Raw genomic sequence first — 22912 nt, 5'->3', positions numbered from 1 at the left:
GAACAGGCCGAACCCGAAGACCTAACGGAGTCCTACTAAGAACTCCTAACGAAAGGGATCTTCAGGGTGGTTGGATGCTGCGGGACTGATGATCCGGGGGTGTGGTGTGGCTCGGCCGAAGCTGTGGGATGTCGATGACGCGTTGTGGGCAGTGATCGAGCCCTTGCTGCCGAAGGTGGAGCGCCGGCTTCGGCATCCCGGTCGCAAGCGGCATCCGGATCGGCTGGTGTTCCAGGGCATCCTGTTCGTGCTGCATACCGGGATTACCTGGGAGCACCTGCCGCAGGAGCGCGGGTTCGGCTCAGGCATGACGTGCCCCCGGCTGCACGAGGTTCTCCTCGCCAAGTTGCGTGGCGCGAACGCGCTGGACTTCTCCCGGGCGGCGGTCGACGGCTCCCACATCCGGGCGTTAAAGGGGGGTCCAAGACGGGACGAAGCCCCGTTGACCGGGGCAGGACGGGCAGCAAGCACCACTTGATCACCGACGCCACCGGCGTCCCGCTCGCGGCCACCCTGACCGGCGGTAACCGCAACGACGTCACCCAGCTCATCCCACTACTCGAAGCCGTGCCGCCCGTGCGGGGCAAGCGCGGCCGGCCCAGGCGCCGCCCCGATGTCGTACTCGGCGACCGTGGCTACGATCACGACAAGTACCGTCGTCTGGTCCGCGCGCTCGGCGTGAAGCCGGTGATCGCCCGACGCGGCACCGAACACGGCTCCGGACTGGGCGCGCAACGCTGGGTCGTGGAGCGTGCCTTCGCCCACCTGCACTGGTTCGCCGCCTGCGGATCCGCTGGGAGATCCGCGACGACATCCACGAAGCCTTCCTCACTCTGGGATGCGCGCTGATCTGCTGGCGGCGCTTGAACTCGTTGCGATGATGGCGTGTCACGCGTGCTGGAGTGGAGGTCGCAGGCTGAACTCACCCGCCGTTTCGGTCCTGGGCAGCCATGACCTCATCGCCGTGCTCGAAGGCCCAGGCGCCGAATGCGTCGATCGGGCCGAGCAGCGTCCTTCCCAAAGCGGTGAGTTCGTACTCGACACGGGGCGGCGCTTCGGCATAGGCGTGTCGTTCCACCAGACCGTTGAATTCCAGCCGCCGCAGCGTCTCGGTCAAGACCTTGGGGCTGATGCCGCCGATGCGCTCGCGGAGTTCGCCAGGGCGCCTGGGACCGTCCCGCAGGACCCAGATCAGCACCGCGTTCCAGGTGTTGGAGAGAAGGTCGAAGGCGAGGCGGGCGCGGCAGTCGGCGAGATAGGCGTCGGTCGTCACGTACCAAATGGTGCCTGACGGATTTCCTAGTGTCGTCCCGGAAGCGGTTGGAACAAGCGCGGAGAGGGGCCAATCGATGAAGATCGGCGTGCTGGGAACGGGGAACATGGCGGACGCACTGGCCACGCACTGGGGGCGGGCCGGGCGCGAGGTGTTCGTCGGAGGCCGGGACGAACTGAAGGCCCAGCGGCTCGCGACGCGCATCGGGGGAGGTGCGGGCCACGGGAGTCTGCAGCAGGCGGCGGACTTCGGCGAGGTGGTCCTGGCCGCGCTGCCATATGGCGCGGGGGCAGACGTCGTCAAGGAGCTCCAGGCGGCGCTGAGCGGGAAGGTCCTGCTCGACTGTGCCAATCCGGTCGGGCCCGGCTTCCGGCTGCTGACAGAAGGCGGCCCCTCGGCGGCGTGCCGCCTTGCCGCGGCGGCACCGGGTGCGCAGGTCGTCAAGGCGTTCAACCTCTGTCACGAGGACGTGTGGCGGATGACCCCGCCGGTCTTCGACAGCCAGCCCCTCGCGGTTCCGGTCTGCGGGGATGAGGAGGCGGCACTCACGCGGGTGTACGAACTGGTGCGGGACGTAGGTTGCGCCCCGGTGGCCGGGGGCGGGCTGGAACGCGCCGGACTGCTGGAGGCGACCGCGGCACTGTTCATCGGTCTGTGGGTGGCGGAGCAGGCGGACGTACGAGCGATCGCACCGCCCCTGGCATACGCGACAGGCCCAAGAGCCCAGAGCGTGTGAGGCGTACCCAGGCATTGCGTTAGGAGTTCTAAGAGGACATTCTGAACCGGTATGCCCGATTCCCGCAGTGGGCTTGGGCCAGACACCGTCCTGGCGGTCACGTGGTCCTTCGGCGGCTTCTACAGTGTCCCGAGGTAAAGGGGGCGGGCGAGGCCGGTGGATCAGAAGGGCTGACTCGAGAACGTGGTGCGGATCGAGCGATTGGCGGACCTGAGGCCCGTCCACCAGCGTCAGGCTGCCGTCCTGGCCCTGTGGCGGTGGCGCGCGCCGATACTCGCGTTCGGATTGGATGCAGAGTGGGGCGTCGACCAGTCTGTGCTGGAGTCGCTGTTCCGACTGGCAGCATCACCCGCTGGTGAAGAGTCGGATCGCGCATACCGGCGAGCCATCGCCGAGCTGTGCACCGCCCCGCTCTTCACATCTGAAGTTGACCCGGACACGGTCCAGCTCTTTCAGTTGGAGACCATCAGCAACCTGCTGACCTTCGGCGAACTGCTGGACAAGCCTGGCGTGGACGAAGTCGAGCGAGTGGTCGAAGCCTCGGCCGGCCTGGCGAACTACCTCGACGGTCTCGTCGAGGGCTCCTTCTACTCTCACCCCTCGGAGGAAGCCCACCGCCAGTACCTCGCCGACCTGGCGGGCCGGGCGAGCGAGGGCTATTTCGCATCGCGCCACTTCGCTGTCGAGACCGCCTGCCACGGTGCTCTCGGGGTTCTCCCCGATTCAGCAGGGCTGCTCGACTCGTTCACCGGTCGCGAGTTGCTCGCGCTCTGCGAGGACTTCGGCGAAGAGCTCGTCACAACGATGCAGTGGCTCCGCATGACGGGTCACTAGCGATCGCAGCGTGAGCCGGATGGCAAGTGCGGCAGCTGTGACGGAGCGGGTGGCCTGGAACGGAGGGCGGCTACGGGCGGCGCTGGGTGAACAGGCCCGGTTCGGTCTCGGCGAGGACACCCAGGCTGACCAGGCGCTTGAGCTTGTGCCGAGTGCTCTCGATGTTCTTCGGCTTGAGCGAGATGTCCAGGGCCTGGCACAGGTCGCGGGCACGCATCGGTCCAGCAGAGTCGGCGAAGACGTCGAGGATCTGCTGGTAGGCCGGGTGGGCCGGCAGGACGGGCCGCTCCTCGGCTGGCTCCGGGGTCGCCGGCGGGAGGGCGAGGAGCGTCTTGCCGGTCTCCGCCAGGTTCTCGATCTCCTCGTCGAGTTCACGCAGGCGCGCGGTGAGCTCGTCGATCTGCGTGCGGGGCTGTTCCGCGGCGGTGCCGAGTTCGCGTTCGCGTGCGTCGATCCGCTCCAGGAGCGGTGTTATCTGGTCGTCCATGCGGTCACCCGCGCCAGGTTGGCGTGGTCTGGCCGGTGAGGCGGCGCGCTATCACGTCCTTCTCTATGGGTGGGTTAGGTGCGTCGGGATGCCTTGGACAGGGGTGCATGCAGATGATGCAGCACATGAGTTGCACAAGCCCCTGATCCAGGTCCGGTGCGATGCCGGGCGCCAACGGTGACCGGTTGGTGCGTGGGGTGTTGGTAGGTCTGTGACGACGTACACGATCGGTGTCGAGGGCGGCCCGCTCGACGGCGGCGCCGCCACGGTGGAAGCGGAAAGCTGGCCCCCTACACACAGCTGCTGCAGGGCAGCTTGTACGTCCGGATTCCGTTCGGCATCGAACCGCATGATCCCGACTGGCACTACGGCTACCGCCCCCGTTCGAGTATGCCCACCCGGGCGCTCCCCGGTTAGGGGGTCGCCGCGGTGGTCAGCGGAGGGCCCTCTCCACCCGACGCCAGACGACGCTGCATCGCGCACGCAGTCTTGCTGGATCTGACCGGGACCGCGACCGCCCAAGGCGCCCGCCGCGGTCGGGCGTCGGTCCAGCGATTCTCTTGAAGGCAGACGCCACCATCTCGTGGATTGGACCGTCGACGACGACATCCACTGGGGGCGGAACACGAAGTCGGTCTCGGAGCTCCGGCAGGAGGGAGACCGCGTGATCATGTGCGATCTCCTCCGGCTCGCTCCCGGAGCCCCGCACCGATCAACCGGCTCTACGTCAAGGCATGGGCACCCAGGAGCAACGTCAAACCATCTCCTGACGGCAAACCGTCAAGGAAGTCTGACACCCAGGTCGGCGCACTTCACTGCAGCCCCATGAACACCGGCAATGGACAACCGATGCCGTTCGTTTCATGCCCAGTCAGGAAAGAATGACGGAAAAGGCAGTACGGCAACCGGGGAGTGTCTATGTTTTCCAAGGGGCATCCGAAGCCTTCCGCGGCTTCGGCCAGTTGCCAGCAGGCTGACGGCGCCTGCAGGACGCTGCTCATACTCTCGGGGGACGATCGCACATGGATCCAGTCACGTTGGCGGCCGCTGCAGGGTCCGCGCTGGTGGCAGCGATGGCTACGGATACCTGGACACAGGCACGGGCGGCCATGGTGACCATGTGGCGCCGGGCCCGTCCGGATCGGGCTGCCGTAGTCGAAGAGGACCTGGACGAGCTCCATCGAGAGGCGCTGGGGGCTAGTCAACGGGGAGACGGACCGACGCAGGATGCACTTGCCGCGGACTGGCAGCAACAGTTGGCCCGGCTGCTCCGGCAGAATCCCGAACTTGCCGGCGAACTCGAGAGGGTGCTGAACGATGTGCTGGCTCCCTCCTTGGGCCGAGAGGAGCGGGAACACATCTACCAGCAGACCAACGTCGCCGGCGGCAACGGCCGTGTGTTCGGGGTGCAAAGCGGGAACTTGATCTACCACGAGGGCCGGCCGTCAAGGGAAACTCGTCCCCCGTCCACCGGGTGACCATGGCCGCGATCGGGCCCCTCCGGTACATGGCAGGGAGTACGTGGCGAGAGCGAGTACGGCGCTGTACGGAAATGGCTTCACGTTCCGGTGCCCATGTTTCAGCCTGGCAAGAACAATCTTGCTCGCTCAACGATTCGGCGGGTGCACGGCCCGACCAGCCGCGTAAAGAGCCGACCTGAATGTCCGCACCCGGGACGACGTAAACGATTTACGCCGAGCAGCGCCACGTGTACGGCGCCACGTCCTGCACTGAGTAATGACCCGACCCACCCGCAGACCACTGGATGAACAGGCATGACGGGCGAAAATGACCTTGAGGACCAGGGCCGGTACCTGCAAGACAACACTGTGCATCCGGGCGGAAGCCTGTATGCGGTGCTGCACGGGGACATGCATATTCGTAACGGTTGTCCCGTCTATCGGGTGGAGCCCTTCCCGCTCCAGTCCACCCCGCCCAGTGTAAATGAGGTATCCGTCCGGCCCAGCCGGTTGTTGGCTGCCGAGAACCGGATAGTCGAATTCACTGGTCGCCACGACGAACTGGCCGAGCTTTCCAGCTGGCGCGACAACGAGGTCAAGGGTGTGTCGGTGAAGCTGGTGCACGGCCCAGGCGGGCAGGGCAAGACTCGCCTCGCCGCCCAGTTCGCGGCCGACTCGGCCGAGCGGGGCTGGACCGTATGGTCTGCGCACCATCTGAGCGATCCGACCGCCTTGACGGTGGTCGTCCCCGGAGACTGCGGCCCGACCCTTCTCCTGATCGTGGAGTATGCGGAGCGTTGGCCCGTCGACGATCTGCAACTGCTGCTCGGTAACTCCATGCTGCGCCGACCTGAGCGGACACGCGTCCTTCTGGTTGCCCGGCCGGCCGGGAACTGGTGGCCCTCGCTGCGCCACCGTCTCCTGGACAAGATGCGCCTGGATGTGGCGGCAGCGCTCAAACTGGAATCGATCGCAGTGGACCCCGCGCTGCGGTGGCAGGTGGTGACCTCCGCCCGGGACCAGTTCGCCACGGCTTTGGGTGCACCCGTCACTGAGGTTGCCGAGCCCCCGCCCGAAGCCCTGACGGGACCAGGGTTCGACTTGGTTCTTACCCTGCACATGGCGGCGCTCGTCGCCGTGTACTCCCGCGGCCGGGAAACGCTGATGGATTCTGCAGCCTTGTCCGCCTATCTGCTCGACCGCGAGCACGACTACTGGCAGACCCTGTACGACCATGACCAGGTCGCGACGCCACCGCAGGAGATGGCCCGCACCTCCTACCTTGCGACCCTCACCCGTCCGCTCACCCGCCAGGCCGCCGTGGGCCCACTCACCTGGACCCGCGCAGCAACGCCGCAGGATGCCCAGAGGATGCTGGGCGACCATGCCTTGTGCTATCCGCCCGCCGAACCGGGAACCGTGCTGGAACCCCTCTACCCGGACCGGCTCGGCGAGGACTTCATCGCCCTGCGCACTCCCGGCCACAGCCTTCCCGACTACATCCCCGACGACTGGGCCACGGCGGCACCCACCCGCCTTCTTGCTCCCACAGACCAGCGAGCAGCATCGCCGCACCCGTGGACCCGTACGGCGCTGACGGTGCTGATCGAAACGGCCAATCGCTGGCGCCACGTGGCCGAGGTCCAGCTGTACACCCTCCTGACCACTCACCCCCACCTCGCTGTGGCCGCCGGCGGAGCCGCCCTGATCAGGCTCACCGAGATCAGGGACATCGACCTCGCCGTTCTCGAGGCCATCGAACCGCACCTCCCTCGCCGTAGCGTCGACTTCGCGCCGGCCGCCGCTGCCATAGCGAAGATCTTGACCGATCACCGCCTCGGCCGCACCGACGACCCCGCCGAGCGGGCGCACCTGTGCGCCAATCTGGCGAGCGTCATGCTCGAGGCCGGCCTGCCCGAGGAGGCCTTGCCGCATTTGATCGAGGCCACGACCATCTGGCGGCGGCTGACCACGGCGGAGCGCAACCACCTGCCTGACTTGGCCGTATCGCTGAACGGCCTGTCCGGGGCGTTGTCGAAACTAGGCCGGCACGTGGAGGCGGTAGCGGCGGCCGAGGAAGGTGCCGGCATCTTCCGGGACATGCCCCAGCCTGTACCAGCCCTTCATGGGCTCGTGTACGCAGGGCTACTGCAGAACCTCGGCATCTCTCTTTCCGACCTGGGCGACTACGAACGGGCGCTGGCGGCCACACAAGAAAGCGTCCGACTCCGACGGCAACTCGCGGAGACGGCAGGGGGAGCCGACTACCAATTGTCCGAGTTCGCAGACGCACTGAGCAGCCTCGGCAACAGGTTGTGGCGACTCGGACAGCACACCCAGGCGCTGGCTCCCGCCCAAGAGGCCGTCGGCATATACCGGCAGCTGGCACGCACCAGCCCTGACATCTACGAGCCCGGTCTGGCGGCTTGCTTGAACAACCTGGCGCTCCGCTGCTTCCACCTCGGGCGGTACAGCGAGGGACTGCCACCCGCACAGGAGGCCGTGGCAATCCGACGGCGGCTCGTCCGGGCGAATCGCCCTGCATACCTCTCCGTCCTCGCCGGCTCGCTCGACAACCTCGCCACCCTCCGTGCCAACCTGAGGCACAGCGAAGAAGCGCTGGAGCTCACCATGGAAGCGGTCGAGCTGTACCGACAGGCGGCCAGGAACAATCCCGCGGCCCACCTGAAGGACCTCGCAACAGCCCTTACCAACCTCGCCAACAGACTGGGCCGGCTCCAGCGCCACGAGCAGGCCCTGGACTGCATCCAGCAGGCGGTCGCCCACTACTCAGTCCTCGTCGAGACGAATCCCGATGCCCACCTACCGGACCTCGGCGGAGCGCTGAACAATTTCGGAGAGATCCTTTCCTGCCTTGGGTACGACGAGCAGGCGCTGGCCCGCACCCATGAAGCGGTCGACCTCTTCCAAGGCCTCGCCGAAACCAACCCCGACGAGTACGTACCCGGCCTTGCGGCATCGCTGAACAATCTTGCCGTCAAGCTGTGGGCGCTGGGACATCGCGAACAGGCCATGGACCGAATCCGAAAGGCAATCGGCGCACTGCGAGGCCTTCCACCGGCCGGTCGAGAGGCGCATCTGCCGCTGCTCGCCCAGTTGCTGAGTCATCTCGGTGACAACCTGTATCAAAGCCAAAACTTCGAACAGGCCGTGCTCGCCGCCCAGGAGATGGTCGAAATCTATCGGCGCCTGGCAGAAGTTGACACAATGGCATACCAACCCCACCTCGCCGTGGCCTTGATCGATCTGGGAAACTCGCTGGGCGCAGTGGGCCAATACGGGAAATCCTTGGCCGCGTTCGAAGAAGGAATGGCCCTGTACGCCCAGGTACGCGACGCCGACCCGGATGCGGAGCTCCCGAGCTCGTGGGGGCCACCGGACTGATACTCCAGCGGTAGACCGTGATCTTGCTGCCTGTGGCTGAGTATCACGTCATCGCGCTCAGCCAGCCGCCCCGGCTACCGTCCACCCATGGAGCAGGACCACCCCTCATTCGCGACGTCTTCCCAGATCTCGTCGCCGAGCTGCCTGCCCTCTTGGAGGATGAAGGAGCACGTGAGCCGGCTATCTGCGCGTGGGATCTGCGTCTGGTTGACGAGTGCGGCTGTGGCGATGACTTTTGCCAGAGCATCCGGACGGCAGATCATCCGCAGGGTCAGCCGTACGGCCCGGGCCATCGGTGCGTGCCTCTCTCGCCCTCGAAAGGCATGCTGATCCTGGACGTCGTGGACGGCCGGATCATGTACATCGAGATACTCGATCGGCCACCCATGCACCGTCACAGTGCACAGCCGTGACGTTCGCCCGAGCGGAACACGAAGTGCGGGCCCGGACTCGCCAACTCGGGTGCGTACGCCTACTGATGGGGCCTGGTCGGATGCGGGATCACTGCGCGCCTGCCGCGCGGTCCGGGAGCCAGGAATCGGATGTGGCAGTGAACGGGCCGTGGGCTCGCAGCCGACCGGCTGCGCTCCACCTTGACGGCGGGGGGTGTGGCGCCCCCGCCGGTGAGGACAGCGATCACACTCCCTTGGAGCGCGACGTCGGCGAGGCAATGGAAGCTGCTTGCGTCGGCCTGAGGGTCGTCCGGGTCAGTTGACCGTGGATGTCTCGGCTACTGCGTGTGCCTCCAGGCCCGAGGTCGCGAGGAGTTGTGCGATGCAGGCTGCCGAACCTCCGACGTATGTGCTCACCAGGTCGACGTCGCCGCCCACACACCAGGCACGGTCCTGAGGCCACCACAGGTCGGGGATCTCGAGCCACGCCTCGTGGGGGTCTTGCGCGGGCGAGTCGGCATCGTTGAGAGGGCCGGCGAGCAGGATCTCGTTGCGGCCGGGGGTGCGGAAGACCGGTGTGTCGTTCCAGTCGTAGTGGCCGTAGCCGTCCCACAGTCCGTACCAGCAGCGGTCAGGGGTACGGGTGTGCTGGGACAGCACGGAGATCAGGGTGCGGGCCATGTCGGCAGGGGTTGGGCCCTCGTGCGGATGCTCGTCCCAGACGCCGGGGACGGCCGGGGTGTCGTCGTTGCGGTAGAGGATGGGATCTCGGGCGCCGATGAGCTCGTGCCAGCGCGTCTCCGCGGACACTGATCGTTCGTACGCGGCGGCGACTCGGTCCCACCGCACTGGTTCCTCACCGAGTCGGGCCGGGTGGAGGATCCGCGCGTATGAGTCGAAGCCGGGTGCGCACACCCCCGCCACTGTGCCGAATCCGTCGTTGTCGGGCGGGCGCTGCTCCAGCCAGCGGGCGGGGGTGAGGTTCTGCCGCTCGACGGGGAGGCGTCCGTAGACGGACGGGGGCGAGATCGGGTGGACGCGCATGCCTCGCAGCCTAACGACGCGCGCTTGGGGCAGTCGTACCCGCTCAGCAGGTCCCGTGTTCGAAGAACACTCCCAGGGTGTGAGCCACACCGCTGCTCGACAGGGGTGAGAGCCCGGGACCCGCCGCCCTGGCCAGACTTCGGACGCGCTCGACCAAGCCCTGCGGAACCAGCGTGAGGACCGGCACCGGGCCGACGCCCTGCTCGCGCTCATCGGCGACCTGATCGAGGACTACGCCGACCGGCCGACCGACCGAAGCCGTAATCCGCCGGAAGCTGCCGTCGCTCCGGTGCATAGGATCACGAAGACGGCGGACGACGGAGGCTCGACGACCATGGCGGACCAGCGCGTGTACCTCGTGACCGGCGGCGGGACGGGCATCGGCGCCGCCACCGCCCGGCTGCTGCACCAAGCGGGGCACCACGTGGTGATCTCCGGGCGCCGCCCCGAACCGCTGCGGCTCGTCGCGGAGGAGACCGGAGCCCTGGCCGTCCCCTCCGACATCGGTGACCCCGACGCGGTACGGGCACTCGTCGACGCGGCCGTCGACGCGCACGGCCGCCTCGACGGGCTCGTCCTCAACGCCGGTATCGGGCGCGGCGGAGGGGTGGGCGAGGTGACGCTCGAGGACTGGGACGCCGTCATGCGGACCAACCTCACCGGCCCGTTCCACCTGCTGCGCGCCGCGCTCCCGCATCTGCTCGACGCCCGGGGCGCGGTGGTCGCGGTCGCCTCGGTATCGGCCCTGCTGAGCGGCGTGGGCAGTGCCGCCTACGCCACCTCCAAGGCAGCGCTCCTCCAGCTCTGCCGCTCCCTCGCGGTCGACTACGGGGCCAAGGGACTGCGCGCCAACACCGTATGCCCGAGCTGGGTGCGCACCGACATGGCGGACCGCCGGATGAGCCGGTTCGCCGACGAAGCGGGGCTGGGCGAAGGCGGTGTCGAGGCGGCGTACGAGGAGGTGACCCGTGTCCTGCCCGCCGGGCGTCCCGGTGAGCCGCGCGAGGTCGCCGAGGCCGTCGCCTGGCTGCTCTCGCCCGCCTCCTCCTTCGTCAACGGAGCCGTCCTCACCGTCGACGGCGGCGTGACCGCCCTCGACCCCGGCACACTCGCCTTCGACTTCCGGATCGAACCACGGGCACCGCACGCCTGACGCCTGGTCAGGGGTTTCGTCGAAGCCGTGCCGAAAGGTGGTGTTGCAGCGGCTGACCGACCGCCGCGAGATCATGGACGAAGTCGAGCGTGTCCTCGTCCGTCACGGTGTAGCGGCGGCGGGTGGCGCTCACCTCCTTGGCCGTGGGAGCGAGAGCCACCTCGTGGCTGCTGAGGTCGACCGTGCCGGCGTCGGCGCTGCCGACCAGGATCTCCGCGACGCCGGTGGGCTGGGTGATCAACGCCTCGACCCGCCCCTCGGGTTGGAGCCGCCACCAGCCACTCTCCCGGGCCGACGGCCGCAGCGGGGTACCGTCCGCATCGAGCAGCCAGGCGCGCGCCTCGTAGTGGAGAAAGGGCCGCCCGTCGTGGCGGAAGGTGACTTCCTGCGCATACGTGAACTCCTCGTCGAGGGTCGGATATCCGCCCCGGCCCCGGCCGGCCCAGGTACCCAGCAGCCCGATCACCGGCGCGAGCAGTGCGTGCGGTGCGGGTGCGTCGTCCGGGCGCAGGGCGTCGGGATACGGGGGCTTCCGGGCGGGGTCGAACATGAGGTGCGCTCCTGGATCGAGGCCGGTGCCGGACCGCAGCTTAGGCGGACGCGCGGACCGGCCGGGCGTAGGCTTCGCTCAGCATGAACGCGGCGCGGGGGGCGGAGTACATGACGGCTGAGCCGGCACACAGGTGGGCATCGACCCTCGATTCGGTCGTGGTGTACGCGCAGGGCGCGGTCTGCCGCCGCCTGGCCCGGGGCAGCGTGCCGCCCGACGGCCGGGTACGGGTGACGGGGCTGCCCCGCTCGCTGGACCCCGATTCGCTGCGAGCCCATGTCCTGGGCGCCCCCGGGGTGCGCGTCACCGAGGCCCGGGTGGAAGTCGAGGCCGAGCCGCTCGGCACGGGCACGCCCGACGAGCTGCGGCGCGAGGTCGAGCTGCTGCGCGACGCGTACGCGGCGGCGCAGGGACGCCGGGACCGACAGCTGAGCCTGATCGAGGAGGTCAGGGCTCTCCACCCGGTCCCACCTGCGCGCAGGCGCGAGGACCCGCACCGCCGCACCCCGGTCGACGCGTGGCTGGAACTCGCCGACTTCGTCGACGAGCGGCTTACGGGACTGCACACCCGCCTCGTCGAGCTCGAGGAGGCGCTGCGCACCGTCGAGCACGAGCTCACCGTCGCCGCCGACTGGCTCGCCCGCGCCTCCACCGACGCACCGTCAGCGCACGTGGAGACCACGGTCTGCGCGGTCCTGACCCTCGACGGCACGGGGGACGCGGAGGTGGAGCTGGAGCTGGAATACGGGGTGCCGGGCGCCGTCTGGGTGCCGGCCTACCGTCTCACTCACCGACAGGGCGACGGCAGCGGCCGTCTGGTGCTGCGCGCCTCGGTCGCCCAGCGGACCGGCGAGGACTGGACCGGCGTGCGCATCGCCCTGGCCACCGCCGATCTTCGGCGGCGCACCGACCTGCCCAGGCTCCGCTCGATCCGGATCGGACGCAGTCAGCCCGCTCCCGCGCCTTCCGGCTGGCGCGAGCCCCCGGCCGGGCTCGGCGACCTGTTCGCCGGCTACGACGCGGCAGGCCCTGGCCCAGCCACGACCGCCGCACCCGTGGCTGTCGCGGCCGGCTCCGCGCCCGGTCCCGTTCCGCCACCGCCGCCGGCACCGCAGGGTTACGGCGGTCCGCCCGGAGCGTTCCCGGTGCCCGGCAGCGCTTACGGCGCTCCGCCGGAGGCCTCCGGCGGAGGGGTACCCGACCTCGCGCGGCCGGCCCGGTCACGACCGGCCGGCAGGCCGGGTGCCGGCGGCAGGTCCTTCGCGGGTGCCCCCGCCGCCATGGCGCCCGCGGCTCCTGGCCGGGCTGCGCCGCCACCCCCTGCGGCACCGGTGCCCGGTCCGCCGCAGCCGAGCGGCGCCGAGCTCGACTACGCCGCCCTTGTCCTTCGCGGCCCCGACGAGCAGGGCGGTCGCAGAGGCCGGCTGTTTCCCGACTCTCCCTTCGACCCGGTGGCGGCTGAGTACCGCCGCCGCGCCGAAGCGGTGGCCGCGCTGCCGCTGCCCGGCCACGCCGTGCGGCCCCGCGAGTCGGCGGGTTCCTTCGACCACCGCTTCGATGCCGCCGCCCGCGGCGACATACCGTCGGACGGGACCTGGCACACCGTCACCGTCGGCGAGATCCCGGTCGGCCTGCGCACCGAGTACCTCTGCGTGCCGTCCGTGGAGCAGACCGTGTACGCGACCTTGGTGCTCTCCAACGCAACCGACCAGGCACTCCTGGCCGGCCCGGTCGAGGTCACCGTCGACGACGACTTCCTGCTGACCGCCGCACTGCCCACGCTCGCCCCCGGCGGTGTCCGCCGGGTGGGGCTCGGGCCGGCCGAGGGCATTCGGGTCACCCGCCGTACGAACCTGCACGAGTCGACCTCGGGCCTGCGCAACAACACCACCGTGCTCGACCACCGCGTCCACGTGGAGCTGGCCAACCGGCTTGCGCGGCCCGCCACCGTCGAAGTCCACGAGCGGGTGCCGGTCACCTCCGAACCGGACGTCCGGATCGAGGAACGGGCCGACTGGACGACACCGGGGGAGGGCACGGGGCCAGACCGCCATGCGCCGGGCACCCGCCTCTGGCGGCTGGAGCTGCCCGCAGGCACCACCGCCGCCCTCGACGGCGGCTACGAGATCCGCATCCCGACCGGCAAGGCCCTGGTCGGCGGCAACCGCAGGAGCTGAAACCCGCCATGTCCACGGCCCCGAAGCCGATCGCCCTCCCCGTCACCGCCGTCACATGCCTTGAGGACCGCGCCCACATCGAGCGCACCGTCGTGCTCGACCTGGAGGCCGGGGTCCAGCGGCTGCGTCTGGGACCGGTCAGTGCGCTGGCCGTCGACCGGACCCTCCACGCCGAGCTGACGGCCGATCATCCCGCGACCGTGCTCGACGTACGGATCGTACGGAGCTGGACGCCGCGCGGGCCGCTGCCGTCCGCCGACGACGACTCCGCCCTGCGCCACCGCATACACGCCCTCGAAGAGGAGCGGCCGGCCCTGGGGCGGCGACGCGACCGGCTGCATGCCCGCCTTGACCTGCTCGGCCGCCTCGCCGCCGATCTGCTGCGGGAGATCGGCGAAGGCGCCGGCTCCGGGGAGAGCGAACGGTCCCGCTGGCACCGCGAACTTGACCGGGTGGACGAGGAGCGAGACGCGTACGGCGAGCAACTTCGCACCGTGGAGGCCCGGCTGGCCGTCCTCGCTGCCGAACTCGAGGAAGCCCAGCGGGCCATGCACCTCTCCGAGGAGGAGCCCGCCGAGCTGGTCGGTCATATCGAGTTGACCGTGGAGGCCGCGGTCGCCGGGCCGGTCGGGCTGCGCCTGAGCCACCTCACCCCGTGTGCGCTGTGGCGGCCCGCCTACCGGGCGGTGCTCGACGGGGGCTCCCTGACGCTGGAGACCGACGCGATGGTCTGGCAGCGCACCGGTGAGGACTGGTCGGGCGTACGGCTGACCTTGTCGACGGCCCGCTCGGCGCTGGCCACCGATCCGCCACGGCTGGGCGAGGACCGGCTGACGCTCAAGGACCGCTCCGCAGCAGAGCACCGCACGGTCGACGTCGAACTGCGCGAGGAGGAGATCGGGGCCCTCGGCCCGGCCCCGGTACTCGGCCTGCCCGGGGTGGACGACGGCGGCGAGGCGCGGGTGCTGCGATCCCCCGCGCCGGTCTCGGTGCCCGGTGACGGCCGCGCCCACCGTGTGCCGCTCTCCGCGTTCACCACGGCCGCGCGCAGTGAGTACGCCTGCTCACCGGAGTTGTCCCCCCTGGTCACCCAGGTGGTGCGGTTCGACAACCTGTCCGGCCACGCGCTGCTCGCCGGGCCCGTGGACCTGGTCCGTGGCAGCGGATTCAGCGGCCGCGGCACGCTGGACTTCACCGCCCCCGGCGCCCCCGTCGAGCTGGCCTTCGGCAGCTGCGACGACTACAGGGTGGTCCGGCATGCCGAGGAGTCCCGCGACACCGCCGGGATCACACAGCGGACCGTGGTCACCCGCACGGTCCGGCTGCACCTGTCCCGGTTCTCCGCCCCCGGGGAGCACGGCGAGCGGGTGGTCGTCCTTCGGGAGCGGATCCCGGTCTCCGAGGTCTCGGCGGTGGAGATACGCCTGCACAAGGATGCATGCTCCCCGGCGCCCGACGTGGTCGATGCCGAGGGCATCGCCCGCTGGGACGTCGCCCTCCCACCCGGCAGCCGCCGCACGGTCACCCTGGTCTACGAGCTGTCGGCGAGTGCCAAAGTCACCGGACTCTGAGCTCGTGGGCCGCGCTCGCGCCGCGCCCAGCGCGTCAGCGCCCGGCCGACCAAGTCCAGTCCATCCACGGACCAGTTACGCCCTCAACCACCGTGCTTCCCGCCGTTTGGGCAGGTGCCGGTTGCGGAACGGCAACTCGCGGACTCTTCGCCCAGCCGTAACGGCCACGGTCCGCGCGACTACGTGTGCGAGTACGCAGTTTCCCGGATGCTGGGGGAGGCTCGCAGCTGTGAAGATCGCTCCACGAGCCGTGCGTCGGGGCAGGCTTGACGCTCTCTGGCATTCTTGTCCCTTGGGCCGGGGCTGTTGCGGTCGACCGACGCGTCACCGGCGTCGAGCAATACGGGAGCGGTAAAGGGGAGGCAACGCATGAACCAGCGTCAGCAAGTGGAATTCCACGCCTCGTGCGGGCACCTGATGTCGGCTCCGGCCGACCGCGCCGAGCAGGACGTCCGTTGCCCCCACTGCCACCAGGTGGTCCGGGCCCCGTCGGCCGATGTTCCGTACGCCTCGCCCGTGCTCGCGCCCGATCCCGCGCCTGCCGGTGCGGCGGAGCCGGCCGCCCTGACCGCCCTCTACGTGACCGCGCTGATCGCCGGTGTGCTGGGCGCCGCCCTCGTCTACCTGGTCATGTTCAACGAGTTCTCCGAGTCCGAGCTGGTCACGATCACCCCGCTGTGGCTCTTCCCGATCGTCTTCGGCCTGTACGGTTTCGTCTCCCAGCGGTTGCTGCGCCGTATCGCCGCGGGGCGCGCGGAAACCCTTGGTCAGGCCGCCCGCATGTCGATCGACGTGGCCGGTCTTTGGGCGGCCCTGGGGCTCTTCCCGTTCCTGGTGCTCAGGTGGCGCAGCTCCCTGCTCGTGTCGCTGGCGGCGGCGGCCTTCTGGGCCGTACTGCTGTGGCTCTTCTTCGCAGTGCTCTTCCCCACCCTCTGAGCGCCGCCACGGCATCACGCAACGCGACGAAGGGAAACAGCGATGCGGGTGAGTCGCGGACGGTGGGCAGGGTCCCAGGCCCTTCAGGGACGTGCACGGGTGGGTTCCGGAACGTCCCTCCACACGTGACCACCGCGTACAGTGGGTCGTCGTCGTACGGGTGCTTGGGTACGGCTGGGCGCGGACCCGTTGTCAGCCGTTGACGTCGAACGCCAGCGCGGCCAGTAGTACCACCCAACTGAGCGTTCCGACCACGCAGATGTCGTAGATGCGGCGCCGCAGCCACCGCGGGCGCCGTTCGGGGTCCGGCCACACCATCTGCTGGAGGGTCAGCAGCAGCCCGAGCCCGAAGACGCACAGGCCGAAGAGGGACACGGGACCCGGCACGAAGAGGCCGCTGCCGAACATCCACGCCTCGCCGCCGAGATAGCGCACCGCAACCGAGGTCGGCTGGTCACCCTTGCACCACCAGGGACGGTCCGGCGAGTTGCCGTAACACCAGCTTCCCGGCCGCGGCGGCACGTACGCGTCGCCGCGGCCGCCCTTGAGCGTGACGTGCTCGATCTCCGGTCCGCCGTCGTCCGGGCGGAAGGTGCCGGAGCACCGGTACGTCCGGACGGCGTAACCGTCGGACGAGGTCGACTCGTGGTCCACGCACCGCTCGACCGCGAGCCGGCCCGGGGTGCCGACCCACCCGGCACCGGCGAGGACCTTCGCGCCGAACAGGCACGCCACGTACAGCCCAATGATGGCCAGTGACACCGCGAAATAGGCGGTGGTGCCGCGAAACGCCAGAGAGGTCCGGTCAGTCGTGGTGGCGGACTCCCCGTCCTGCGTCGCCATCAGACCCGACCCCGGCGGGCGCGCAGGGTGCGCGTCACGCGCGTGATGCCGTAGCCGAGCAGCCAGGGCAGTGCGGTTGTGCCCAGGACCATGACGTAGAGCACGCCCAGGAAGTCGTCCCTCTGGGTCGGATCGTCCAAGTCGTCCAGGGGCAGCATCGTGTGGGTGACCGGAAACCCCACCGGCTCCAGCGGCACCAGCACTGACCACAATCGTGGCCGCCAGCCGGGTCTACGGGCGCACCACACTCCCAGCGTGCCCATGATGAAGGGTCCGAACGGCACCCACAGCGCCACCGGGAAAAGCAGCAGCGCCCACCAGCCGTCCGAAAAGTCGCCCGTCATCGAAGCCCCCGTCGTCGTCCGTCGCGTGAGTCTCCTCCGCGGCATCTCCTGGAGGCTTCCGGGGAACTACGTAATCGAGTACGTAGGTTCAGCGCCCGGAGCGGTCGTCCAAGCCGCCGGAGCCTCACGGCAGCGCGTGTACGTGCGGTCCCTCCGCGCCCGACCACGCGTTGCCGCCGTCCCAAGTCGTCGCGACCGCAGGCTGGGATGCGTCTTGGACAGCTGCGCGTTGGGCTGGGCGTCGGCCGGGATTGCCCCAGGCGGCACACCTGCAGAATACGTAGCCGAATACGTGGTTCCACTGAGGTGCCTTCCCTCCCAGCCGTCTACGTTCGATGCGTCGGACGGTGCAAACGGTGTTGAGGGGACCGAGTGACAGACAACGCCCATGGAATGCGGGGCAGTTGGGTGACCTTGCTGGTGGCGGGGAGTCTGCTGGCCGGGTGTTCGGCCCAGCCGGAAGACGGGGCTACCCGGCAGAGCGGTTCGCCCTCGGCCAGGAGGTCACCGAGCACGTCGGCCAGTGACTTGCCGAGCGCCGCAGCGCCCCCGTCGGGTGGCTCGTCCGCCGCCACTTCCGGCTTCACGCCCGATGCCTCCCTCGTCCCCCGGACCTCGAAGGACGGGCGCCGCCTGGCCGAGTCCGTCGTGCTCGCCCCGCGCGACTGGGGCCGGGGTTTCGTCGCCCAGGATCCGGGGGAGAGCACCCCGGGCACCTGGGCCGTGCTGAACGGGAGCTGTCGCTGGCAGCGTGAGAAGCTCCCGCACGGGGTGCTGGCGAGCGCGTCCCGCTACAGCAGTCTGCCTGCCGGCGGAGGCAAGGGCGCGGTCAAGGTGACGGCCGTGGCCACCGTGCACGCCTCCGTCCTCGGCGCCGACGAACAGCTGAGCACCACCCTCGAAGAGGTGCTGCGCTGCCCGGAACAGCGGCCCCGGTCCGACGAGCGGATCACGGGTCTGATGTCGCTCGGCACCCCCTTCGGCGCCCGCGAACAGGGGTATGCCGACGACTACGTCGTCGAGGCCGGCGAGTACGTCGGGAACGGCGGTGCCGCACAGCCGTACCGGTGGATGGTCGCCCGGCTGGGCACCGTCGTCGTGGCCGTCTCCGCGACGGGTGCCAAGGGGAACACCGCGCAGGAACTGGAACAACTGGGCAGCAAGGCCCTGGCTCAGATGCTGACGCGCATCGAGCAGCGGCTGAAGGGGGAATGATGGAGCCGCTGCGTACTTCCGACCCCACCAAGCTGGCGGGCCACCGGCTGCTCGGACGGCTCGGCGCGGGTGGCATGGGTGTGGTGTACCTGGCCCGCTCGGCCGTCGGAACCCTGGTCGCCCTGAAGGTGATCCAGGCCGAGTACGCCGAGGACACCGATTTCCGGGAGCGGTTCCGGCGCGAGGCGGACACCGCCCGCCGGATGACCAGCCCCTGGGTGGCGTCCCTCGTGGACGCGGACCCCGAGGCGGAGCAGCCCTGGCTGGCGACCGCGTTCATCCCCGGCCCCTCGCTCGGCGAGGCCGTCGCCGCGCACGGGGCGCTGCCGGTGCGGAGCCTGCGGGTGCTGGGGGCGCGGCTCGCCGAGGCGCTGCGGGAGCTCCACGTGGCAGGTCTCGTGCATCGGGACGTCAAGCCCGGCAATGTGCTCCTGGCGCTCGACGGACCACGGCTGATCGACTTCGGTGTGGCCCGTGATCCCGGGGAAACCGCGCTCACCTCAACCGGTGTCGTGGTGGGCACGCCGGGGTTCCTGCCACCGGAACAGGCGCGGGGCGGGCGGGATCCGGGACCGGCCGGAGACGTCTTCTCGTTGGGGTGCGTGCTGGCCTTCGCCGCGACCGGCCGCCCTCCGTTCGGTACCGGGGCTCTCGACGCGCTGCTGTACCGCACCGTGCACGACGCGCCGGACGTGGAGGGTGTTCCGGCGGAGCTCGCCGAGGTGGTGGGCGGCTGTCTGGACAAGGACCCGGAGCTGCGGCCCACGGCCGAGGCGCTGTCCGAGGCCTTCACCGACGCCACGACCTCGTCGCCCGCCTCGCCTCCCGACCCGCGGGAGGCCCTGCGGGCGGTACGTCCTCAATCGCCCGAGGACGAAATTCCCGGCGAAGAGGAGCGCGCCCCCGGCGAGATGGAGCGGGCCCCCGGTGACGAGGCCTGGCTCCCCGAGCCGTTGGTCCGGCTGATCGCGGAACGGTCGGCCGCCGGGCTCGCGCTGCCCGCCGTCGACGAGACCGAGGTTGACCCCGAGTCCGCCGGCGCCGCTCCGACGGACACCACAGCCACTCGGCCTCCGACCCGTGCCATCGGCAGGCGCCGTTTCCTGCTCCTGACCGGGGGCGCGGCGGCCGCCACGGCCGGGGGCGGACTGGCCGCGTGGTGGGCGCTCTCCCGTGACGGCAAGAACGACGGCCCCATCCCGACGGCCACCGGCTCAGTGCACACCCTCGGTCTGCACGCTGACCTGACCGGTGATCAGAAAGCGGTCGGCCGGGCTCAGGAGCGGGGGCTGCGGCTCGCGGTCGACGAGTTCAACTCCCGTGCGAACAGGCCCTTCACACTCGCCGTGAAGACGGTGGACGACGGCGGCGATCCGGCCCGGGCACCCGAAGCGGCCAAGAAGCTCGTCGCCGACCGTTCCGTGCTGGCCGTGATCGGTCCCACCACGGACGCCACCGCCCTGACCTCGCTGGCCACGTATGACGCCGCCTCGCTGCCGCTGATCGCGGTGTCGCCCGGCGCCACCGCGCTGGGGGTGATCGGCAGCCGGTCCTTCCTGCACGCCCGGGTGACGGACGCGATCCTCTCGCTCTACCTCGACGCGTACCTGCGCGGCATCGCGAAGTCGCGCACGGTCGGGATCGTCGACGACCGAGCGGCGGACGCCCATGCCTGGGAGATCAGCAGCACCCTCGCCCAGATCCTTCGGGACGAACGGCAGCCGGCCGTGCCGAAGGTGGTCAGTGCGTTGCGCACCGACTTCGGGCCGACCCTGGACGCCCTGCTGGACGGGGGCGCCGACTCGGTGGTCTTCGCCGGCTATCACGACCGCGCCGCGCGGCTGGCCCGGGAACTGAGCAACCGTGATTTCCCGGGGGCCAGGGCCGCCGCGCAGGGGGTGCTCGACGCCCGGTTCCTGTCCGCCGCGGGGGACGCGGCCGACGGCTGGGTGATCGTCGCCCCGGTCATGGACGCCACCGTGGCGCCCGAGGCGAAGGCGTTCACGGCCGCTTACCGCAAGCGTTTCGGCGCGGAGCCGCAGCGGTACGCCGTCGAGACGTACGACGTGGCGCAACTCGCCGTGAAGAGTCTGGGCTCGCTGACCGCCGCGCGCCGCACCCGGCAGAGCCTGACCACGGCGCTGCGCTCGGCCACCTACAAGGGGATCGCCAGGAACTTCGCGTTCGACAAGACGACCGGGACCCTGGTCATCGACGGCAGCGGGGTGTACCTGTGGAAGGTCGACGGCGGCCGGTTCGCGTACCAGGGCGTGGCGCCCTACCAGGTGTCCACCTGATGGGACGCTGATGAAGCCGTTGCGCGGCGCCGACCCGGCCAGGCTCGCGGGCTACCGGTTGCTGCGCCGGCTGGGCGCGGGCGGCATGGGCGTGGTGTACCTGGCCCGCTGCCCCGGAGGCGCGCTCGCCGCGGTGAAGGTGATCCGCGCGGCGTACGCGGACGACGAGGGATTCCGGGCCCGTTTCCGCCGGGAGGTGGAAACGGCGGGCAGGGTCACCAACCCCTGGGTGGTGCCGCTGCTCGACGCGGACCCGGACGCTGAGTCTCCTTGGCTCGCCACGGCGTTCGTGCCCGGACCCTCACTGGCGGAGGCGGTGGAGGAGTGCGGCCCGCTGCCGTACGGGACCGTCCGCGTCCTGGGAGCGCGGCTGGCCGAGGCGCTGGACGCGGTGCACGGGGCGGGTCTTGTGCACCGGGACGTCAAGCCCGGCAATGTGCTGCTCGCAGTCGACGGACCCCGGATGATCGACTTCGGTATCGCCCGGATGCCGGAGGACACCGCGCTCACCGCCAGCGGGATGGTGGTCGGCTCCCCCGGATTCCTCTCCCCCGAGCAGGCCCAGGGCAGGGGCCGGGAGATCGGGCCGGCCAGTGACGTCTTCTCACTCGGCTGTCTGCTGGCGTACGCCGTGACGGGCGAGCGCCCCTTCGGGCGGGGCTCCTCGGCCGAGATGTTGATGCGTACGGTCCACGACGAGCCGGACCTGGACGGCGTACCGGAACCGTTGCTGCCGCTGTTGCGGGGTTGCCTGGTGAAGGGGCCCGGCTCCCGGCCGGCCGTGGCCGAGGTACGGCGGGCCCTGGACGGTGCGGGCGAGGGCGGGGGCTGGTTGCCGGAGTCCCTGGTCCAGCTGATCGCGCGCCGTTCGGCCGCCGCCCTCGCCCTGCCCGCCGTCGAGGCGACCGAGGTGTCCGGGGCGACGGCGGCCGACGCACCCCCCGGCCAAGAGACGGCGGCCGGCCCGGGAGGCGCCACGCGCCGCCGCTTCCTGGTACTGGGCTCGGCCGCCGGGGTCCTGTCCGCCGGCGGAACGGCGGCCTGGTGGACGGCGAACCGCCCCGGCCGCGCCTCGACAACGGACGCCGTCGAGGCGCGGCTGCCGCGTCTGGCGGTCGCCCTGCACGCCGACCTGAGCGGCAGCGGCCGTACGACGGGCCGCGCCCAGGAAAACGGCGTCCGGCTCGCCGTCGACCAGCTCAACTCCCGCGCCGGCCGGGGCTTCGACCTGACACTCCAGGTGCACGACGACGAAGGCAACGCGACCCGGGCGCGGCAGGTCGCCCGGCGACTGGCGGCCGACGAGCGGGTCCGCGCGGTGCTCGGGCCGACCACCGACGCCTGCGCGAAGGCCACCCTCGGCCTCTACCAGCAGGCACTGCTCCCGATGGTCACCGTGTCGGTCGGACTCGACGATGTGTCCCCCACCACCTACAGGGTGTACACGCCCACCCGCCCCGACGACACGACCCTTGCGGCGCCCATCGTCACGTACCTCGTCCGCACCGCCGGGGCCCACAACACGGTGGTGATCGACGACACCGCCGAGGGCGACTTCAGCTGGCGTCTGTGCGCGGGCGTCGACGACGCCATGCGATCCGGGCAGCGCACCATGGTCCGGCACACCCTCGCCGCCGCGGACGACTCGGCCGACGACTTCCGTGCCCTCGCGGAGTCGGTGACGGATGCCGGAGCGGACGCGGTGGTGTTCGCCGGTGGGTACGCGCGGGCCGCGCGGCTGGCCCGCGCGCTGCGCTCCGCCGGCTACTCCGGTGCCCGGCTGGCCACCCAACGCGCCCTCGACTCCCGCTTCCTCGCCTCGGCGGGCGACGCCGCCGAGGGCTGGGTGTTCGCCACCGCATTCCTCGATCCGACCACTGTGACGGCCGCGAAGCCGTTCGTCACCGCCTACCGCGCACGCTTCGGCACCGCCCCGCCCCGGTACTCCGCCGAGGCCTACGACGCGACGCTCTTCGTGGCCCGCGCCATGACGGCGCTGGGCGCGTCACGCGCGGAACGGGGCGCGATCGTGGGCCGGTTGCGCGAGACGGACTACCGGGGGAGCACCAAACGGCTGCGCTACGACTCGTCGACCTACCGCTTCACGGACGCGATGTACCTGTTCCGGGCGACCGGGGGCGCCTTCCGCTGCCTCGGCGACTACCGGGACGCCACGGCCTGAGCCATGCGTCGTG

Annotated in this window: 17 protein-coding genes and 1 pseudogene; 12 read left to right on the top strand and 6 right to left on the bottom strand. The window is 70.5% G+C overall.

Annotated features, from left to right (window positions below; translation table 11 throughout):
* The first annotated feature begins 88 nt into the window (after positions 1 to 88).
* Positions 89 to 881: pseudogene (locus tag IE198_RS28775) on the top strand (IS5 family transposase).
* Positions 882 to 922: 41 nt separating this feature from the next.
* Here the strand turns inward: IE198_RS28775 and IE198_RS28770 are convergent.
* Complete coding sequence (locus IE198_RS28770; RefSeq protein WP_189891791.1) at positions 923 to 1273, bottom strand: winged helix-turn-helix transcriptional regulator; 351 nt, start codon at positions 1271 to 1273, stop codon at positions 923 to 925.
* 76 nt (positions 1274 to 1349) lie between these two features.
* Between IE198_RS28770 and IE198_RS28765 the strand changes: the two genes are divergently transcribed.
* Together IE198_RS28765 and IE198_RS28760 are read left to right on the top strand one after the other, a co-directional pair.
* Complete coding sequence (locus tag IE198_RS28765; RefSeq protein WP_189891789.1) at positions 1350 to 2009, top strand: NADPH-dependent F420 reductase; 660 nt, start codon at positions 1350 to 1352, stop codon at positions 2007 to 2009.
* Positions 2010 to 2192: 183 nt separating this feature from the next.
* Complete coding sequence (locus IE198_RS28760; protein ID WP_189891787.1) at positions 2193 to 2843, top strand: hypothetical protein; 651 nt, start codon at positions 2193 to 2195, stop codon at positions 2841 to 2843.
* A 70-nt stretch (positions 2844 to 2913) separates the two neighbouring features.
* Here the strand turns inward: IE198_RS28760 and IE198_RS28755 are convergent, their stop codons facing one another.
* Positions 2914 to 3330: a hypothetical protein gene (locus IE198_RS28755; RefSeq protein ID WP_189891785.1), complete on the bottom strand. Its 417-nt coding sequence runs from the start codon at positions 3328 to 3330 to the stop codon at positions 2914 to 2916.
* A gap of 1022 nt (positions 3331 to 4352) precedes the next feature.
* On the opposite strand from IE198_RS28755, the gene IE198_RS28750 reads away from it, so the two are divergent.
* On the top strand, positions 4353 to 4808 hold the full coding sequence (locus IE198_RS28750) for a hypothetical protein (protein ID WP_189891783.1): 456 nt from the start codon (positions 4353 to 4355) through the stop codon (positions 4806 to 4808).
* Between the two features lie 297 nt (positions 4809 to 5105).
* A complete protein-coding gene (locus tag IE198_RS28745) occupies positions 5106 to 8195 on the top strand; it encodes a tetratricopeptide repeat protein (RefSeq protein WP_189891781.1) in 3090 nt (1029 codons plus the stop codon).
* Positions 8196 to 8902: 707 nt separating this feature from the next.
* Here IE198_RS28745 and IE198_RS28740 read toward each other — a convergent pair.
* A complete protein-coding gene (locus tag IE198_RS28740) occupies positions 8903 to 9631 on the bottom strand; it encodes a hypothetical protein (protein ID WP_189891779.1) in 729 nt (242 codons plus the stop codon).
* Between the two features lie 334 nt (positions 9632 to 9965).
* Between IE198_RS28740 and IE198_RS28735 the strand changes: the two genes are divergently transcribed.
* Complete coding sequence (locus tag IE198_RS28735) at positions 9966 to 10784, top strand: SDR family NAD(P)-dependent oxidoreductase (RefSeq protein WP_189891777.1); 819 nt, start codon at positions 9966 to 9968, stop codon at positions 10782 to 10784.
* Positions 10785 to 10791: 7 nt separating this feature from the next.
* Here IE198_RS28735 and IE198_RS28730 read toward each other — a convergent pair whose 3' ends face one another.
* Positions 10792 to 11334: a nitrobindin family protein gene (locus IE198_RS28730; protein WP_189891774.1), complete on the bottom strand. Its 543-nt coding sequence runs from the start codon at positions 11332 to 11334 to the stop codon at positions 10792 to 10794.
* 110 nt (positions 11335 to 11444) lie between these two features.
* Between IE198_RS28730 and IE198_RS28725 the strand changes: the two genes are divergently transcribed.
* From IE198_RS28725 to IE198_RS28715, 3 genes are all read left to right on the top strand, one after another.
* A complete protein-coding gene (locus tag IE198_RS28725) occupies positions 11445 to 13511 on the top strand; it encodes a DUF4139 domain-containing protein (protein ID WP_189891846.1) in 2067 nt (688 codons plus the stop codon).
* A gap of 8 nt (positions 13512 to 13519) precedes the next feature.
* Entirely contained in the window at positions 13520 to 15082 is a 1563-nt protein-coding gene (locus IE198_RS28720) for a mucoidy inhibitor MuiA family protein (RefSeq protein ID WP_189891772.1), read from the top strand.
* 369 nt (positions 15083 to 15451) lie between these two features.
* Positions 15452 to 16018, top strand: a complete 567-nt coding sequence (locus IE198_RS28715) for a hypothetical protein (protein ID WP_189891770.1) — start codon at positions 15452 to 15454, stop codon at positions 16016 to 16018.
* A 192-nt stretch (positions 16019 to 16210) separates the two neighbouring features.
* Here IE198_RS28715 and IE198_RS28710 read toward each other — a convergent pair whose 3' ends face one another.
* Positions 16211 to 16861: a hypothetical protein gene (locus IE198_RS28710; RefSeq protein ID WP_189891768.1), complete on the bottom strand. Its 651-nt coding sequence runs from the start codon at positions 16859 to 16861 to the stop codon at positions 16211 to 16213.
* Entirely contained in the window at positions 16861 to 17205 is a 345-nt protein-coding gene (locus IE198_RS28705; protein WP_189891765.1) for a hypothetical protein, read from the bottom strand. Before IE198_RS28705 ends, IE198_RS28710 begins: the two co-directional genes overlap by 1 nt.
* A 528-nt stretch (positions 17206 to 17733) precedes the next feature.
* Between IE198_RS28705 and IE198_RS28700 the strand changes: the two genes are divergently transcribed.
* Genes IE198_RS28700 through IE198_RS28690 form a run of 3 tightly spaced genes read left to right on the top strand, consistent with a single transcriptional unit; the run spans position 17734 to position 22899 of the window.
* The gene (locus IE198_RS28700; protein WP_229834428.1) at positions 17734 to 18420 is read left to right on the top strand and encodes a hypothetical protein; all 687 of its coding nucleotides are present in this window, start codon (positions 17734 to 17736) and stop codon (positions 18418 to 18420) included.
* A complete protein-coding gene (locus IE198_RS28695) occupies positions 18420 to 20717 on the top strand; it encodes a bifunctional serine/threonine-protein kinase/ABC transporter substrate-binding protein (RefSeq protein ID WP_189891842.1) in 2298 nt (765 codons plus the stop codon). Before IE198_RS28700 ends, IE198_RS28695 begins: the two co-directional genes overlap by 1 nt.
* A 10-nt stretch (positions 20718 to 20727) precedes the next feature.
* On the top strand, positions 20728 to 22899 hold the full coding sequence (locus IE198_RS28690) for a bifunctional serine/threonine-protein kinase/ABC transporter substrate-binding protein (RefSeq protein ID WP_189891763.1): 2172 nt from the start codon (positions 20728 to 20730) through the stop codon (positions 22897 to 22899).
* Positions 22900 to 22912 lie beyond the last annotated feature (13 nt).

The organism is Streptomyces xantholiticus, from assembly GCF_014651015.1.
Lineage (GTDB): Bacteria > Actinomycetota > Actinomycetes > Streptomycetales > Streptomycetaceae > Streptomyces > Streptomyces xantholiticus.
This window is presented reverse-complemented; position numbering and strand designations above follow the sequence as displayed.

What these genes read in the sequence shown, in the direction of transcription:
- IE198_RS28765 (WP_189891789.1), top strand. Translation starts at nt 1,350, where the DNA reads ATGAAGATCGGCGTGCTGGGAACGGGGAACATGGCGGACGCACTGGCC.
- IE198_RS28755 (WP_189891785.1), bottom strand. Translation starts at nt 3,330, where the DNA reads ATGGACGACCAGATAACACCGCTCCTGGAGCGGATCGACGCACGCGAA.
- IE198_RS28750 (WP_189891783.1), top strand. Translation starts at nt 4,353, where the DNA reads ATGGATCCAGTCACGTTGGCGGCCGCTGCAGGGTCCGCGCTGGTGGCA.
- IE198_RS28745 (WP_189891781.1), top strand. Translation starts at nt 5,106, where the DNA reads ATGACGGGCGAAAATGACCTTGAGGACCAGGGCCGGTACCTGCAAGAC.
- IE198_RS28740 (WP_189891779.1), bottom strand. Translation starts at nt 9,631, where the DNA reads ATGCGCGTCCACCCGATCTCGCCCCCGTCCGTCTACGGACGCCTCCCC.
- IE198_RS28735 (WP_189891777.1), top strand. Translation starts at nt 9,966, where the DNA reads ATGGCGGACCAGCGCGTGTACCTCGTGACCGGCGGCGGGACGGGCATC.
- IE198_RS28730 (WP_189891774.1), bottom strand. Translation starts at nt 11,334, where the DNA reads ATGTTCGACCCCGCCCGGAAGCCCCCGTATCCCGACGCCCTGCGCCCG.
- IE198_RS28725 (WP_189891846.1), top strand. Translation starts at nt 11,445, where the DNA reads ATGACGGCTGAGCCGGCACACAGGTGGGCATCGACCCTCGATTCGGTC.
- IE198_RS28720 (WP_189891772.1), top strand. Translation starts at nt 13,520, where the DNA reads ATGTCCACGGCCCCGAAGCCGATCGCCCTCCCCGTCACCGCCGTCACA.
- IE198_RS28715 (WP_189891770.1), top strand. Translation starts at nt 15,452, where the DNA reads ATGAACCAGCGTCAGCAAGTGGAATTCCACGCCTCGTGCGGGCACCTG.
- IE198_RS28710 (WP_189891768.1), bottom strand. Translation starts at nt 16,861, where the DNA reads ATGGCGACGCAGGACGGGGAGTCCGCCACCACGACTGACCGGACCTCT.
- IE198_RS28705 (WP_189891765.1), bottom strand. Translation starts at nt 17,205, where the DNA reads ATGACGGGCGACTTTTCGGACGGCTGGTGGGCGCTGCTGCTTTTCCCG.
- IE198_RS28695 (WP_189891842.1), top strand. Translation starts at nt 18,420, where the DNA reads ATGGAGCCGCTGCGTACTTCCGACCCCACCAAGCTGGCGGGCCACCGG.
- IE198_RS28690 (WP_189891763.1), top strand. Translation starts at nt 20,728, where the DNA reads ATGAAGCCGTTGCGCGGCGCCGACCCGGCCAGGCTCGCGGGCTACCGG.